General features: G+C 59.3%; 16 protein-coding genes. 11 read left to right on the top strand and 5 right to left on the bottom strand.

The window, feature by feature from the left end:
* Positions 1 to 77: 77 nt before the first annotated feature.
* The 8 genes from aroQ to purH all read left to right on the top strand — a co-directional run bounded on the left by aroQ (position 78) and on the right by purH (position 8,015).
* A complete protein-coding gene (gene aroQ / locus ACA062_RS02920; protein WP_017336343.1) occupies positions 78 to 530 on the top strand; it encodes a type II 3-dehydroquinate dehydratase in 453 nt (150 codons plus the stop codon).
* Positions 531 to 578: 48 nt separating this feature from the next.
* A complete protein-coding gene (accB, locus tag ACA062_RS02915; protein WP_054044024.1) occupies positions 579 to 1,040 on the top strand; it encodes an acetyl-CoA carboxylase biotin carboxyl carrier protein in 462 nt (153 codons plus the stop codon).
* Positions 1,041 to 1,057: 17 nt separating this feature from the next.
* Positions 1,058 to 2,416, top strand: coding sequence for an acetyl-CoA carboxylase biotin carboxylase subunit (gene accC, locus ACA062_RS02910; RefSeq protein ID WP_497455142.1), 1,359 nt, complete (start codon positions 1,058 to 1,060; stop codon positions 2,414 to 2,416).
* A gap of 270 nt (positions 2,417 to 2,686) precedes the next feature.
* Positions 2,687 to 3,565, top strand: a complete 879-nt coding sequence (gene prmA, locus ACA062_RS02905; RefSeq protein ID WP_128874372.1) for a 50S ribosomal protein L11 methyltransferase — start codon at positions 2,687 to 2,689, stop codon at positions 3,563 to 3,565.
* Positions 3,566 to 3,595: 30 nt separating this feature from the next.
* The gene (locus tag ACA062_RS02900) at positions 3,596 to 4,813 is read left to right on the top strand and encodes a DUF3426 domain-containing protein (protein ID WP_497455141.1); all 1,218 of its coding nucleotides are present in this window, start codon (positions 3,596 to 3,598) and stop codon (positions 4,811 to 4,813) included.
* Between the two features lie 185 nt (positions 4,814 to 4,998).
* Complete coding sequence (dusB, locus tag ACA062_RS02895; protein WP_128874370.1) at positions 4,999 to 6,009, top strand: tRNA dihydrouridine synthase DusB; 1,011 nt, start codon at positions 4,999 to 5,001, stop codon at positions 6,007 to 6,009.
* Positions 6,006 to 6,326 (top strand): DNA-binding transcriptional regulator Fis, encoded by a 321-nt coding sequence (gene fis / locus ACA062_RS02890; protein ID WP_007907419.1) that lies wholly within the window; start codon positions 6,006 to 6,008, stop codon positions 6,324 to 6,326. Before dusB ends, fis begins: the two co-directional genes overlap by 4 nt.
* Positions 6,327 to 6,407: 81 nt before the next feature.
* Positions 6,408 to 8,015: a bifunctional phosphoribosylaminoimidazolecarboxamide formyltransferase/IMP cyclohydrolase gene (gene purH / locus ACA062_RS02885; RefSeq protein ID WP_497455140.1), complete on the top strand. Its 1,608-nt coding sequence runs from the start codon at positions 6,408 to 6,410 to the stop codon at positions 8,013 to 8,015.
* Here the strand turns inward: purH and ACA062_RS02880 are convergent.
* Positions 8,012 to 8,185, bottom strand: a complete 174-nt coding sequence (locus ACA062_RS02880; RefSeq protein ID WP_497455139.1) for a hypothetical protein — start codon at positions 8,183 to 8,185, stop codon at positions 8,012 to 8,014. The genes purH and ACA062_RS02880 overlap by 4 nt on opposite strands.
* A gap of 15 nt (positions 8,186 to 8,200) precedes the next feature.
* Here ACA062_RS02880 and purD point away from each other — a divergent pair, with 15 nt between their 5' ends.
* Positions 8,201 to 9,496 carry a phosphoribosylamine--glycine ligase gene (purD, locus tag ACA062_RS02875; RefSeq protein WP_497455138.1) on the top strand — a complete coding sequence of 432 codons (1,296 nt, stop codon included), beginning with the start codon at positions 8,201 to 8,203 and terminating at the stop codon, positions 9,494 to 9,496.
* A gap of 99 nt (positions 9,497 to 9,595) precedes the next feature.
* Complete coding sequence (locus tag ACA062_RS02870; RefSeq protein WP_497455137.1) at positions 9,596 to 12,370, top strand: hybrid sensor histidine kinase/response regulator; 2,775 nt, start codon at positions 9,596 to 9,598, stop codon at positions 12,368 to 12,370.
* 27 nt (positions 12,371 to 12,397) lie between these two features.
* On the opposite strand, the gene ACA062_RS02865 is transcribed toward ACA062_RS02870, so the two are convergent.
* From ACA062_RS02865 to ACA062_RS02850, 4 genes are all read right to left on the bottom strand, one after another.
* A complete protein-coding gene (locus ACA062_RS02865) occupies positions 12,398 to 13,036 on the bottom strand; it encodes a hypothetical protein (RefSeq protein WP_497455136.1) in 639 nt (212 codons plus the stop codon).
* The gene (locus tag ACA062_RS02860) at positions 13,033 to 13,737 is read right to left on the bottom strand and encodes a hypothetical protein (protein ID WP_497455135.1); all 705 of its coding nucleotides are present in this window, start codon (positions 13,735 to 13,737) and stop codon (positions 13,033 to 13,035) included. Before ACA062_RS02860 ends, ACA062_RS02865 begins: the two co-directional genes overlap by 4 nt.
* A gap of 61 nt (positions 13,738 to 13,798) precedes the next feature.
* Positions 13,799 to 14,119 (bottom strand): hypothetical protein, encoded by a 321-nt coding sequence (locus ACA062_RS02855; protein ID WP_497455134.1) that lies wholly within the window; start codon positions 14,117 to 14,119, stop codon positions 13,799 to 13,801.
* Between the two features lie 81 nt (positions 14,120 to 14,200).
* Positions 14,201 to 14,569: a hypothetical protein gene (locus tag ACA062_RS02850; RefSeq protein ID WP_497455133.1), complete on the bottom strand. Its 369-nt coding sequence runs from the start codon at positions 14,567 to 14,569 to the stop codon at positions 14,201 to 14,203.
* A gap of 225 nt (positions 14,570 to 14,794) precedes the next feature.
* Between ACA062_RS02850 and ACA062_RS02845 the strand changes: the two genes are divergently transcribed.
* Positions 14,795 to 15,391, top strand: coding sequence for a MarC family protein (locus tag ACA062_RS02845; protein ID WP_064675696.1), 597 nt, complete (start codon positions 14,795 to 14,797; stop codon positions 15,389 to 15,391).
* The last annotated feature ends 423 nt before the right edge of the window (positions 15,392 to 15,814 follow it).

Raw genomic sequence — 15,814 nt, 5'->3', positions numbered from 1 at the left:
GAACTGGACAGTCACAAAGGCTTTGCGGCATAGTCGCCGGGTTCTGACAATTGCACACAGATCACAAGGAACAGCAGATGGCGACGCTATTGGTTCTGCACGGACCCAACCTGAACATGCTCGGCACCCGTGAACCGGGCACCTACGGCGCTACGACACTGGCGCAGATCAACCAGGACCTGGAACGCCGTGCCCGTGAAGCCGGCCACCATTTGCTGCACCTGCAAAGCAACGCCGAGTACGAATTGATCGACCGCATCCACGCTGCCCGCAGCGAGGGTGTGGACTTCATTCTGATCAACCCGGCAGCTTTTACGCACACCAGTGTCGCATTACGTGACGCGCTGCTGGCGGTGAGCATCCCATTCATCGAAGTGCATTTGTCTAACGTGCACAAACGCGAACCTTTCCGCCATCACTCTTACTTCTCCGATGTAGCGGTGGGAGTGATCTGCGGCCTTGGCGCCAGCGGTTATCGACTGGCCCTGGAGGCCGCCCTGGAACAGCTTGAAAGACAGGCAACGGCTTGAACAACAAGCGTTATACGCCCCTGACCGACCCTTGGGAGTTGATGATTCATGGATATCCGTAAAGTTAAGAAACTGATCGAATTGCTGGAAGAGTCCGGCATCGACGAGCTTGAGATCAAGGAAGGCGAAGAGTCCGTACGCATCAGCCGCCACAGCAAGACTCCGGCTCAGCAGTATTACGCACCCGCTCCAATGCATGCTCCGGCGCCTGCGCCTGTTGCTGCTGCTCCGGTTGCCGCTGCAGCACCTGCTGCTCCGGCCGCGCCAGTGCTGAACGGCACCGTTGCCCGTTCGCCTATGGTCGGCACCTTCTATCGCAAGTCTTCGCCAAGCTCGCCGTCCTTCGTTGAAGTCGGCCAGACCGTGAAGAAAGGCGACACCCTGTGCATTGTTGAAGCCATGAAGATGATGAACCACATCGAAGCTGAAACCAGCGGTGTGATCGAATCCATCCTCGTCGAAGACGGCCAGCCGGTTGAGTACGACCAACCGCTGTTCACCATCGTTTGAACCGCGGAGAGCCTTTGATGACTGCGAAGTTGGAAAAAGTTCTGATCGCCAACCGCGGTGAGATCGCCCTGCGGATCCTGCGCGCCTGCAAAGAAATGGGCATCAAGACTGTCGCCGTTTACTCCAAGGCCGACAAGGAACTGATGCACCTGGGCCTGGCAGACGAATCCGTCTGCATCGGTCCGGCATCGGCCGCTCATTCTTACCTGCACATTCCGGCAATCATCGCCGCGGCTGAAGTGACCGGCGCTACCGCCATTCACCCAGGCTACGGCTTCCTTGCGGAAAACGCCGACTTCGCCGAACAGGTGGAAAACTCCGGCTTCGCCTTCATCGGCCCGAAAGCCGACACCATTCGCCTGATGGGCGACAAGGTATCGGCCAAGCACGCCATGATCGCTGCGGGCGTTCCAACCGTTCCGGGTTCCGACGGCCCGCTGCCTGAAGACGAAGAAACCGCGCTGCGCATCGGTCGCGAAGTCGGTTACCCGGTGATCATCAAAGCCGCTGGCGGCGGTGGTGGTCGCGGCATGCGCGTCGTGCATAAAGAAGAAGACCTGATCTCCTTCGCAAAACTGACCCGCACCGAAGCAGGCGCGGCGTTCGGCAACCCGATGGTCTACCTGGAAAAATTCCTGACCAACCCACGTCACGTGGAAGTCCAGGTGCTGTCCGACGGCCAGGGCCAAGCCATCCATCTGGGCGACCGCGATTGCTCGCTGCAACGTCGTCACCAGAAGGTTCTGGAAGAAGCGCCGGCACCGGGCATCGACGAGAAAGCACGCGCTGAAGTCCTCGCTCGCTGCGTCAAGGCCTGCATCGACATCAACTACCGTGGCGCGGGTACTTTCGAGTTCCTGTACGAGAACGGCGCGTTCTATTTCATCGAAATGAACACCCGCGTTCAGGTTGAGCACCCGGTTTCGGAAATGGTCACCGGCATCGACATCGTCAAGGAGATGCTCAGCATCGCCGCTGGCAACAAGCTGTCGTACACCCAGGAGGACGTGGTCATCCGCGGTCACGCGCTGGAATGCCGAATCAACGCCGAAGACCCGAAAACCTTCATGCCGAGCCCAGGCACGGTCAAGCATTTCCACGCGCCAGGCGGCAACGGCGTTCGCGTCGATTCGCACCTGTACAGTGGTTATGCGGTTCCGCCGAACTACGATTCGCTGATCGGCAAGCTGATCACCTACGGCGCAACCCGTGACGAAGCGTTGGCGCGCATGCGCAATGCGCTGGACGAAATCGTTGTCGACGGGATCAAGACCAACATCCCGCTGCACCGCGACCTGGTCCGTGATGAAGGCTTCTGCAAAGGCGGGATCAACATCCACTACCTGGAACACAAGCTGGCTGGCGAAAAGCATTAAGCTTTAGCCCGAACAACAAAGCCGCCTTCGGGCGGCTTTGTTGTTTCTGGACATTTCATCAATTTGCAATCCTGCACGGTCCCTGTGGGAGCGGGCTTGCCCGCGAAGGCAGACTGTCTGTCATATTGTGGTTGGATTTGCCGACGCCTTCGCGGGCAAGCCCGCTCCCACAAGTACAGTGGACTCCCACAAAACCTGCGCGCTCGCGTAAACTTGCGCGCTTCTAGCAGCCCGCCAGGCTGCAATCAATATTTTTCAAAGGTGCCCGCCATGCCTTGGCTGCAAGTCCGTCTCGCCATCAGCCCAGAACAAGCCGAAACCTACGAAGACGCGTTCCTCGAAGTGGGCGCCGTGTCGGTGACCTTCATGGACGCCGAAGACCAGCCGATCTTCGAACCGGAACTCAACACCACGCCATTGTGGTCGCACACGCACCTGCTGGCCCTGTTCGAAGACGGCACCGAAGCCGCCAGCGTGCTGGCTCATCTGGAATTGCTGACCGGCAGCCCGCTGCCCGAGCATCACAGCGAAATCATCGAAGACCAGGACTGGGAGCGCAGCTGGATGGACGGTTTCCAGCCGATGCGTTTCGGTCAGCGCCTGTGGATCGTCCCGAGCTGGCACGCCGCGCCGGAACCCGACGCCGTCAATCTGCTGCTGGACCCGGGCCTGGCGTTCGGCACCGGCACACACCCGACCACCGCGCTGTGCCTGGAATGGCTCGACGGTCAGGACCTCAAGGATTGCAACGTGCTGGACTTCGGTTGCGGCTCGGGGATTCTCGCCATTGCCGCCCTGCTGCTGGGCGCCAGGGAAGCCGTCGGCACCGACATCGACGTGCAAGCGCTGGAAGCCTCCCGCGATAACGCCGGGCGCAACAACATTGCCGAAGCGCTGTTCCCGCTGTATCTGCCGCAAGATCTGCCGCAAGTGCAGGCCGACGTACTGGTGGCCAATATCCTCGCCGGCCCGCTGGTTGCCCTGGCGCCGCAACTGTCCAGCCTGGTCAAGCCCGGTGGGCGCCTGGCGCTGTCGGGCATCCTCGCCGAGCAAGGTGAAGACGTGGCTAACGCCTACGCCCGGGACTTCGACCTGGACCCGATCGCCAATCGCGATGGTTGGGTGCGCATTACCGGCCGTCGGCGCTAGAATGAGCCTCTGCATAAACCGGACCGCCGCATGACCGACAGTTTCGTCACTCAGTGCCCGCATTGCCAAACCAGCTTCCGCGTCAGCCATTCTCAATTGAGTGTCGCCCGCGGAGTGGTTCGTTGCGGCTCGTGCCTGCAGGTGTTCAACGCCGCCAAGCAGTTGCTGGAGCAACGGGCCGGCAAAGAAGCGGTCGCGCCGGTGGCCCCGGCAATCATCGAGACGCCACCGCCGCGGGTCATCAGCCGCAAGCAGTGGAGCGCCGCCGAGCTCGATCTGGACAGCCTCGACCTGGACGAAGAACTCGCCCGGCTCGAACAGCGGGAAATCCAGCCGACCACGGAGTTTGTGCGGCACCGCGAAGACAGCCTGAGCGCGCGCCGGGATACTGCCGAGCACGACGAAGCTCAGTGGTCCGACAGTCTGTTCAGCGAATCGGCCGCCGATCGCGCCCAAGCGGTCGAAGCCGACCAACGGGAAACGCAGCCAGAACCGGGCAAGCACTCGCGCACCGAACCTTCGTTCTCGCTGGAACCGGTTGATCTGGACGACGAGCCCCAGGTGCCGCAACTGCGCCTGAATGATCCGCTCGACATGCCCCTGCGCCATGATCGTCTGTCGGCAACCGATGCACCTGACGACGACCTGCCCCCGATTGCCCCCCTGCGCAAACGACACGAACGCAGCGAGTCGACCGAACGTGTCGACGCCTTGCAGGACCTGACCGACGATCCGCTGCAACTGGATTGGCAGAAACGTCGCTCCCCCCGGGGCCGCCGGCTTTTCTGGCTGCTGCTGGTCCTGTTTGGTGCTGCCGCCCTCGCCGGCCAATACATTGCCTACCACTTCGATGAGCTGGCGCGCCAGGACCAGTACCGGCCGTGGTTCCAGCAGGTATGCCCGCAAATCGGCTGCACCGTGCCATCCAAAGTCGACATCGCAAAAATCAAGAGCAGCAACCTGGTGGTGCGCAGCCATCCGGATTTCAGCGGTGCACTGGTGGTCGACGCGATCATCTACAACCGCGCACCCTTCTCCCAGCCGTTCCCGCTGCTGGAGTTGCGCTTTGCCGACCTCAACGGTCACCTGATCGCCAGCCGGCGCTTCAAGCCGGGCGAGTACCTTAACGGTGATCTCGAAGGCCTGCTGGAAATGCCTCCGCAGACGCCGATCCACATCGCGCTGGATATTCTCGATCCTGGCCCCAAAGCAGTGAACTACAGCCTGAGCTTCCACTCGCCCGAGTGAAACGGTTCAGTGTTACGGCTTTGACGGCATATTTCTGACTTTGACCGCTCGTACCAAACCGCTGGCAATAACAGAATCGCTGTTCAGATTTTGTTCAATTCAGCCTTTATCCAGTCATCGAGAGCGGGTATCATGCCAACCCTTTTTCGAAGTCTCATGATCCGGCCCCACAACAGGGAAGCCCTATGTCGGCGGTACGCATCGGTCCATACACATTACACAACGGCTTGATTCTCGCCCCGATGGCGGGTGTCACGGACCAGCCCTTTCGTCAGCTGTGCAAGCGGCTGGGCGCGGGGCTAGTAGTCTCGGAAATGGTCACCAGCGACATGAGTTTGTGGAACACCCGCAAATCGCGCATGCGCATGATCCACGAAGGTGATCCCGAGCCACGCTCGGTACAGATCGCCGGTGGTGATGCACAGATGCTGGCGAATGCGGCCCGGGCCAACGTCGAACTGGGCGCGCAGATTATTGATATCAACATGGGCTGTCCGGCCAAGAAGGTCTGCAACAAGGCCGCCGGTTCCGCCCTGTTGAAAGATGAAGCACTGGTAACCGAGATCCTGCAGGCCGTGGTGGCTGCGGTTGATGTGCCGGTCACCCTGAAGATCCGCACTGGCTGGGACCGGGACAACAAGAACGGCCTGACGGTGGCGAAGATCGCCGAGCAGGCGGGCATCACGGCGTTGGCGGTTCATGGCCGCACCCGTGCCGATCTGTACACCGGTTTTGCCGAGTACGACACCATCGCCGCAATCAAGCAGGCGGTGTCGATCCCGGTCTTCGCCAACGGCGATATCGATTCACCCGAGAAGGCCCGGTACGTGCTCGACGCGACCGGTGCCGATGGCCTGCTGGTAGGCCGGGCTGCCCAGGGGCGGCCATGGATTTTTCGTGAGATCGATCATTTTCTGCGTACCGGCGAGAAACTCCCGGCACTGGACCTGATCGAGGTGGAACGCATTCTGCTTGAGCATCTGGCCGCGCTGCACGTTTTCTACGGAGACGTCATGGGCGTTCGCATCGCTCGAAAGCATGTGGGCTGGTATCTCGCAACCTTGCCGGGCGCCAGGGAATTTCGCGCCCACTTCAATCGTTTGGAAGATACGGAAGCACAATGCGCCAACGTTCAGGGCTTCTTCGCCGAACGTTACAAGAGCCTGACAGGGGACGGAGACGAGGTGGCCGCATGACGATGATGACCGAGACTTTAGTGAGTGGAACAACACCCGTGAGCGACAACGTGAATTTGAAACAGCACCTCAACACGCCGAGCGAAGAAGGCCAGACCCTTCGCGGGAGTGTCGAGAAGGCGCTGCACAATTATTTCGCCCACCTTGAGGGCGCTGCCGTCACGGATGTGTACAACCTCGTGCTGTCCGAAGTCGAGGCGCCTCTGCTCGAGTGCGTGATGAACTACGTCAAGGGCAACCAGACCAAGGCCAGCGAGCTGCTCGGACTGAACCGAGGCACCCTGCGCAAGAAACTCAAGCAGTACGATTTGCTGTAAGCATTCAATCAAACCAGAAAGGCGCCCGCGTAAAAACGGTCGCCTTTTTTGCTGACTCCTTTGCTTTTGATGGAAATTGAAATGACCGACCAGACTACCCGCCTGCCGATCCGCCGCGCTTTGATCAGCGTTTCCGACAAGACCGGGATCCTCGAATTTGCCAAGGAGCTCGAAGCCCTGGGCGTCGAGATCCTCTCCACCGGCGGGACGTTCAAGCTGCTGCGTGACAACGGTGTTGCCGCGGTGGAAGTCGCGGATTACACCGGTTTCGCAGAAATGATGGACGGTCGGGTGAAAACCCTGCACCCGAAAATCCACGGCGGGATCCTCGGTCGTCGCGGTATCGACGACGCCATCATGAACGAGCACGGCATCAAGCCGATCGACCTGGTAGCGGTCAACCTGTACCCGTTCGAAGCCACCATCAACAAGCCAGGCTGCGACCTGCCGACCGCGATCGAGAACATCGACATCGGCGGTCCGACCATGGTCCGTTCGGCCGCCAAGAACCACAAAGACGTGGCCATCGTGGTCAACGCCAGCGACTATGCCAATGTCCTGGAAAGCCTCAAGGCCGGTGGCCTGACCTACGCCCAGCGTTTCGACCTGATGCTCAAGGCCTTCGAGCACACCGCGGCCTACGACGGCATGATCGCCAACTACCTGGGCACCGTGAACCAGTCGGCTGACAGGCTCACCACCGAAGGTCGCAGCGAATTCCCGCGCACCTTCAACAGCCAGTTCGTCAAGGCTCAGGAAATGCGCTACGGCGAGAACCCGCACCAGAGCGCGGCGTTCTACGTGGAAACCAAGCCTGCCGAAGTTGGCATCGCCACCGCGACCCAACTGCAAGGCAAAGAGCTGTCGTACAACAACGTGGCCGACACCGACGCCGCGCTGGAATGCGTGAAGAGCTTCGTCAAGCCGGCTTGCGTCATCGTCAAGCATGCCAACCCGTGCGGCGTGGCTGTCAGCCCGGACGCCGAGGGCGGCATCCGTCAGGCCTACGAACTGGCCTACGCCACCGACACCGAATCGGCGTTCGGCGGCATCATCGCCTTTAACCGCGAGCTGGATGCCGAGACCGCCAAGGCCATCGTCGAGCGTCAGTTCGTCGAAGTGATCATCGCCCCAAGCGTCAGCGCAGAAGCCCGTGCCATCGTGGCGGCAAAAGCCAACGTACGCCTGCTGGCCTGCGGCGAGTGGTCGGCTGACCGCGCCGCTGCCTGGGACTACAAACGCGTCAACGGTGGCCTGCTGGTGCAGAGCCGCGACATCGGCATGATCGGCGCCGATGACCTGAAAGTCGTGACCAAGCGTGCTCCGACCGAACAGGAAATCCACGACTTGATCTTCGCCTGGAAAGTGGCCAAGTACGTCAAGTCCAACGCCATTGTCTACGCCAAGAACCGCCAGACCATTGGTGTCGGCGCCGGCCAGATGAGCCGCGTGAACTCCGCGCGCATTGCTGCGATCAAGGCTGAACACGCCGGCTTGCAGGTGCAAGGCGCGGTCATGGCATCGGACGCATTCTTCCCATTCCGCGACGGCATCGACAACGCGGCCAAGGTGGGTATCACTGCGGTGATCCAGCCAGGCGGCTCGATGCGTGACAACGAAGTGATTGCTGCGGCTGATGAGGCCGGTATCGCGATGGTCTTCACCGGCATGCGCCACTTCCGTCACTAATTGTTGCTCTTGTAGGAGCGAGGCTCGCCCGCGAAGGGGACGCCGCGGTGCAACAGCAATAACGAGGTGATGCCTTCGCGGGCAATCCTCGCTCCTACAGGTTCGGTGTATGGCAGATGCCGTGTACCGTTCGCCAGGCAGCCGAGGCTGCTCCACAGAATTAGCGTCATCCCGAGGTTTTTGAAATGAATGTTTTGATCATTGGCAGCGGTGGCCGTGAACACGCCCTGGCCTGGAAAGTGGCTCAGGATCCGCGCGTGCAGAAGGTGTTCGTGGCGCCTGGCAACGCCGGCACCGCCATTGAAGCCAAGTGCGAAAACGTCGCTATCGACGTGCTGGCCCTCGAACAGCTGGCCGACTTCGCCGAGAAGAACGTTTCCCTGACCATCGTCGGCCCGGAAGTGCCGCTGGTCGCCGGCGTCGTCGATCTGTTCCGTTCCCGCGACCTGGATTGCTTCGGTCCGACCGCTGGCGCTGCGCAGCTGGAAGGTTCGAAAGCCTTCACCAAGGATTTCCTGGCCCGTCACAAAATCCCGACGGCCGACTACCAGAACTTCACCGAGATCGAACCAGCCCTGGCTTATCTGCGTGAAAAAGGCGCACCGATCGTGATCAAGGCCGATGGCCTGGCCGCCGGCAAAGGCGTGATCGTGGCCATGACGTTGGCCGAAGCCGAAGACGCCGTGCGTGACATGCTGGCCGGAAACGCCTTCGGCGACGCCGGTTCGCGCGTGGTCATCGAAGAGTTCCTGGACGGCGAAGAAGCCAGCTTCATCGTCATGGTCGACGGCAAGAATGTATTGCCAATGGCCACCAGCCAGGACCACAAACGCGTCGGCGACGGCGACACCGGCCCGAACACCGGCGGCATGGGTGCTTACTCCCCTGCACCGGTCGTCACCAGCGAAGTGCACCAGCGCGTCATGGACCTGGTGATCTGGCCTACCGTGCGCGGCATGGCCGAGGAAGGCAACGTTTACACCGGCTTCCTGTACGCCGGCCTGATGATCGATAAGGCAGGTAACCCGAAGGTCATCGAATTCAACTGCCGTTTCGGCGACCCCGAGACCCAACCGGTCATGCTGCGTCTGCAGTCGAGCCTGGTGTTGCTGGTCGAAGCTGCCCTGGCGCAAGCCCTGGACAAGGTCGAAGCACAATGGGATCCACGTCCGAGCGTCGGCATCGTGCTGGCCGCTGGTGGCTATCCTGGTGACTACGCCAAAGGCGCGGCCATCAACGGTCTGGATGCCGCCGCGACACTGGAAGGCAAAGTCTTCCACGCCGGTACTGCACTCAAGGACGGTCAAGTGATGACGGCCGGTGGTCGGGTACTCTGTGCCACCGCCATGGGTGCCAGCGTCGATGCTGCTCAACAGCAGGCTTACAAGCTGGCGGCCGAGATCAACTGGGAAGGCTGTTTCTATCGCAAGGACATTGGCTACCGCGCCATTGCCCGCGAGCGTGGCGAAAATCAGGAATAAGCCATCCATTCGGCAGGGCAAGGGCCTCAGGCCCTTGCCGGGCTATTCCGGCGCCGCGCATAGTTATATTCTGGCATCAACCTACGAAGGGATTTCGCCGTGCGCTGGCTCAGGATTGCCATAGGTTTCACTGTCACGCTGCTGACGCTGCTCTGCATGCTACCGGCCCAGGCCGCGCAAGGCAGTGGCTGGGCGGTATTGCTCGATGAACAGGGCGACCTGCAACTGAGCGACATCCGTTCCGCTCGCTACACCAATCAATTCAGCCCCATCGAACTCGATCACCTCACCGCGGCCGAGCCCGATGGTGCAATGTGGCTGCGTTTCAGGCTTGCGCCCGGCAAGCACGAACAGTTGCTGCGGGTATTCGCTCCCGACCTTTCCGATCTCGATCTGTATGTGCTGGAAGGCGACAGCCTGATCGAGGAGCTGGACGGCGGCGCGGATCAGCCTCGGGCTGAGCGGCCACTGCCCAACAGCGACTTCATGTTGCCGTTACCCCAAAGCGACAAACCCCTCGACGTTTACCTGCGCCTGGTGTCCGAACACCAGATGCGGCCTTACATCACCCTGCAGTCGGCCATCATGACTGCGGCCAATCAGAACCAGACCCTGATCTACGGCCTGCTGTTCGGCTGCCTCGGGATGCTGATCCTGCACAACCTGATCCGCTACGCGTACACCCGGTCGCGCAGCTGCCTGTGGCTGTCTGGCTGTGAAGCGTTGTTGATGCTCAGCCTCGTGTTGCTGTTGAACCTCGCAGGGCCCTGGTTGCCGGACTGGCATGCGATCCAGACGCCTGGCGCTTACCTGGCCCTGCTGCTGACCGCCCCGTGCGGCCTGATGTTCGCCTATCGCTTTTTCGCCCCGCTCGGCCCGCACCCGCTGAACAAACTGCTGCTGGGCGACATCGTGGTCATCATTGCCTGCGGCCTGCTGCTGTTGTTCGTCAACACGCTGCCACTGAACATCATCACCTACGCCCTGGTCGCACTGGCGGGCCTGAGCATGTTGTTCGTCAGCGCCCATCACTGGCAAAAAGGCTATCGTCCCGCACGCCTGTTCGTGGTGGCGATGGTGGTATTCAACGTCGGCACGCTGATTATCCTGCCCGCCCTGCTGGGGCTGACCCTGGTCGAGCCGCAAGGCCTGATCACCGCCCTGCTGGTGTTCATCTGCATCAGCGGCCTGCTGATGGGCATTGCCCTGAGTGAACGCCAGCGCAGCATCACCGAAGACCGTTTCAGCCTCAGTCGCGATCTGGCCGCCAGCAATGCCGAGATCAACGCCAAGGCTGAATTCCTGGCGAAAATCAGCCACGAGATCCGCACCCCGATGAATGGCGTGCTGGGCATGACCGAACTGCTGCTGGGTACGCCCCTCTCGGTCAAGCAACGCGACTACGTGCAAACCATCCACAGTGCCGGCAACGAACTGCTGACGCTGATCAACGAGATCCTCGACATCTCCAAGCTCGAATCCGGGCAGATCGAGCTGGATGACGTTCAGTTCGATCTCAACGCGCTGATCGAAGACTGCCTGAGCATCTTCCGCGCCAAGGCCGAGCAGCAGAACGTCGAGTTGATCAGCTTTATCCAGCCGCAAGTACCACGGGTGATCAGCGGTGACCCGACGCGCCTGCGCCAGACCCTGCTGAGTCTGCTGGAAAACGCCCTGAAGAAAACCGATGAAGGCGAAATCCTGATCGTCGTCGCCCTCGACGAGCGCAGCGCCAAACCGCGTTTGCGCATTGCCGTGCAGGACAGCGGCGAGCCCATGGACACCGAAGAACGCGACGCGCTGATGCACGCCGAACTGCACAGCAAAAACTTTCTCTCGGCCCCCCGCCTGGGGGGCAACCTGGGCCTGGTGATCGCCCGTCAGCTGATCCGTTTGATGCACGGGGAGTTCGGCATCAAGAGCGGCAGCACCCAGGGCAGCACCTTGTGGCTGACCTTGCCGCTGGACCCTGACCGCCTCGAACACCCGACCTCCGATCTCGATGGTCCGCTGCAGGGCGCAAGGGTGCTGGTGGTGGACGACAACGACACCTGTCGCAAGGTGTTGGTGCAGCAGTGCAGCGCCTGGGGCCTGAACGTCAGCGCCGTACCCTCCGGCAAGGAGGCCCTCGCGCTGCTGCGCACCAAGGCCCACTTGCGCGATTACTTCGACGTGGTCCTGCTCGACCAGAACATGCCCGGCATGACCGGCATGCAACTGGCGGCCAAGATCAAGGAGGACCCGAGCCTCAACCACGACATCCTGCTGATCATGCTCACCGGCATCAGCAATGCGCCGAGCAAGATCATCGCGCGCAATTCCGGGATCAAGCGCATCCTCGCCAAGCCCGTGGCCGGCTACACCCTCAAGACGACACTGGCGGATGAACTGAACCAGCGTGACAAGGGCCTCGTCGCTTCGCATCAGCTGCCTCCCGGCCCTGCCCTGCCGGTCAAGGTGCCCAGCGACTTCCGCATTCTGGTGGCCGAAGACAACAGCATTTCGACCAAGGTGATCCGCGGCATGCTGGGCAAACTCAATCTGCAACCCGATACCGCCAGCAATGGCGAAGAAGCCTTGCAGGCGATGAAAGCGCAACGTTACGACCTGGTATTGATGGATTGTGAAATGCCGATCCTCGACGGCTTCTCCGCCACCCAGCAATTGCGCGCCTGGGAAGTCGGCAACCAGCGAACCCGCACCCCCGTGGTCGCGTTGACCGCGCACATCCTCGCCGAGCACAAGGAGCGCGCGCGCCAGGCCGGCATGGACGGGCACATGGCCAAACCGGTCGAGCTGTCGCAGTTGCGTGAACTGATCGAACATTGGGTTGCCCAGCGCGATCAGCAGAACCGGACGGCATCGACATTCTGAAGCTTATTGCGACCCCGTGATCGACAGTCAGATGTCCAGTGAACTCAGATACTTGAATGTCCCGGACAACACCGATTTTCTGACCTTGTCCCGGAATGCCCCGTAGTAGAGGGCATTGAAAGTAATGACGGCCATCTGCTCTTTACTGCTCTTTACCAGCGTGTCCCGATTGATGAACAGGAATCGCGATATCTCTTTGCGCAGCTGAAATTGCTGGTGGTAGATCCCCATTTGAACCCGGTGAGCGTCTTTCATTACACAGGGGATCATCTGGAAGAAACCTGCATCCCGCGAAAGACTTGTCGACTCGAACAGATCAAGCGCCACTCCATTCCTTTCCAGAGCGGCCAGTGCACGATCGGCCGGGTCGGAAAAAACCTCGCCAAGGCGAGTAGCAATGTGTTGCGACACGGCTGTCTTCATCGACCCGCCTTTAATGGGCGAGAGCCCCTGCGGACGCGGTACGTCCCAGCCGATGAACCTGAGCGTCTTGCAATAATAGTCGAACCAGTCTCCCGACAAACCGTCGTTCCAGGCCGCACGGGTGGCCCTTTGCGCGTACATCGTGCTCAAGTAGATATCTTCCCTGTGGGACTCGGGCAAGCCCTCGGCAAATGCAACGACACTGCCGCCCACCACCGCTGCTTGTGGAATGGAACTCATCATGTGCCAATCTCCTCGACGGACAAGGCCTTGATCGCCTCAGTGATATCCGCGACGTTGTCGCCGAAAACGCCCGAAACCTTACGGGCGATCGCTGCACGGGCAGGCGCGAACAATGTCTCGGCCAGGCAGGCCTGGAAATAGTGCGCCGAAACATCTCCGTCCATATCCCTGGTATGAAATTTCTGCCCCCATGGATTGGGTTTAACCGCTTGCCTTGTATTGAATTGCAGGAAAATACAGCTCATCGAGGATGGCGCTTGCGCGAGAATCACGAGCAAGCGCACAGCATTCGACTGCCGGGAGTTCTTTGATTTTGTTTGCACTTGCTTATGCAGCACCCCCATGGCCGGCAGCGAATCCGCGAGCCGGGCGACACTGTCCAACGATGCCAGGGCCGCTCGCCCCTGATCGTCGAGTTCACTGGCCAACGCACCCGCTATCCATTCAAGCGGCGAATCGGCGCTGTGCTCTTCCGGCTGCCAGCCCCGTTGAGCCTTGACACTTGCAATCCAGAAATCACTTAGTACCTTCACATAAGAGTCATACCAATTGAGGCGTGGGGTAGCTTGCAAGCGTTTACTAGCGACCAATTGCGCCAGCAGGAGCGAGTTCATCAGATCATTGGTTCGCGCCTGCGACAACGCCTGCGGAATCACGACTATTGCGCCCGCATTAACAAATACATGACTTTCCGTGTTCATAGACAGCTCCATCAGCAGGAAGGGGTAGCCGACAAGCGACCACCCCAACAAAAACCGGACATCAGATCTCGTAGCTTTCTATTTTACTGACAGCATTGATACCCAGTTTGGCTCGAACGATTTCTCGGGTTGCATCCGCAATATAGGGAACTTTCCTGAAAACGGTTTCCCCCTTATACAGTTTTACTTCACGACTACTCCAATCCGTGCCCAGTACTTCTGTCCCTGTATTTTTCCTGATAAAACGTACTGTCCCAAGCGCCATCGTCACCTCGCCCTTGATTTCGGTACAGGTGCCGACAGCCATACCGCCTACCCCATTACCCAGCATGTTCCTTTCAAACAGCGTCAACGCCTTTTCCTTTTTCTTCAAGACAGTCATGGCGTCTCCGGCAACCTTCAGCATCAGGGCAGCAGCAGGGCCGGGAACAGCGAGCCCTGCCACGAGCGAAGCAAGAATCTGCTATACCACCTCATCGATCTTGAAACTCGTGCTTCCCAGGTTCAGGTCGCTGTAAAACTTTTGACTACTCAGCCAACCGTTAGACTGCATGACTTCAACAAACTTTAAATACCATTCCTTGCCTTGAGACTCGCGAGGGAAATCTTTATTCGCAACTAGACTGGCAAAAAGAAAGGAATGAAGTGCATCCTCCCTGTTTTGCTCGGACAGATCGCCGGTAAAAGACAAGATACCTTCACCCACAACGGCCGCTTTCGAAGGCTCTTCTATAACATCAGCAAAGGCACGGGGGCGCACAACGGCCACGGTATCGATTTCGTAATTTTCCAGACACCGGACAGAAGCAGCAATTGTCGCTTGCTCGATCATATTTACACTCATCATTATTTCCTTATTTAAAAAAACACTCCATAACTGCGACAACTACCCTACTCAAACACCCCGACCACTGACAACCCTTGAGCTGTAACAAAGTAATCAACTCATTAAAATCGTACTCACGCACACAAAATTCGACTATTTAAAATCAGGTGCCGACAGGTCATTGACAGGCTGATAGACTCTCAAAACTTCCTCCGCCAGTGAGTTCGTACCATGCTCCACGTGTTGTTCAGCGTTTATCTGAAGATGCTGGTGCTCTACAGCCCGTTCTTCGTATTGTCCTGCTTCATCAGTCTGACCCGCGGTTATTCGCGCAAGGAACAACGCCGGCTGGCCTGGAAAGTGGCGACTGCCACGCTGGTGTCCAGCGTCCTGCTGTATCTGTTCGGAAGAGTGATTTTCAATGTCTTCGGCATCACCGTGGACGCCTTCCGCATCGGCGCCGGCAGCGTGCTGTTCATCTCGGCATTGGGCATGGCGCAGGGCAAGTCCGCGGTGCAGACCGACAACGTGCAACAGGACGTGACCATCGTTCCGCTGACCATTCCCCTGACGGTCGGCCCCGGCACCATCGGCGCCCTGCTGGTGATGGGCGTGAGCCAGCCACACTGGGACGACAAGCTCATGGCCATTGTCAGTATTGCCCTGGCCAGTTTCACCGTCGGCGTGGTGCTTTATTTATCCAATCGCATCGAACGTATTCTGGGTGACCAGGGATTGCAGATTGTCAGTCGGTTGATGGGGTTGTTTGTGTGTGCGTTGGCAGCGCAGATTATTTTTACCGGGGTGAAAGGGTATCTGGTGCCTTAGCGGCAGCCGCGCCTGAAAGCCGGAGGCCCGAGCCCGACACCTCTGGCAACTGAACTTCATTCAAACCGGCGCGAACGCCTTGAAAACAACTTCTCCAGGATCGTCGAGATACTGTATGAGAACTTCAACACTACCCAATTAAAAGACCAAAACATTAACTTACTCGTAACAACCCCTAACAAATACCCACAAAAAAAAACACTTCAAAAAAGAAGCACAACCTAACAACCAGGCACGCCTCAGCACAACTTAATACAAAAACGAGAAGTCGACCTGCACGCAAAGGCAAACAATCCAAATCACCAAGATAACTTGCGAGTAAAATATCCCTGGCCAGACAGGAATCAACCTACATACTCTGGCGCATTTTTCACGAGACCAAAAAGAAAAAGCCACAGCAACTGGAGTAAACACTCGTCTGCC

The sequence above is a fragment of the Pseudomonas sp. LBUM1679 genome (genome assembly GCF_059695565.1).
Note: the sequence above shows the minus strand (reverse complement) of the source record. Positions and strands in the feature narration are given on the sequence as shown.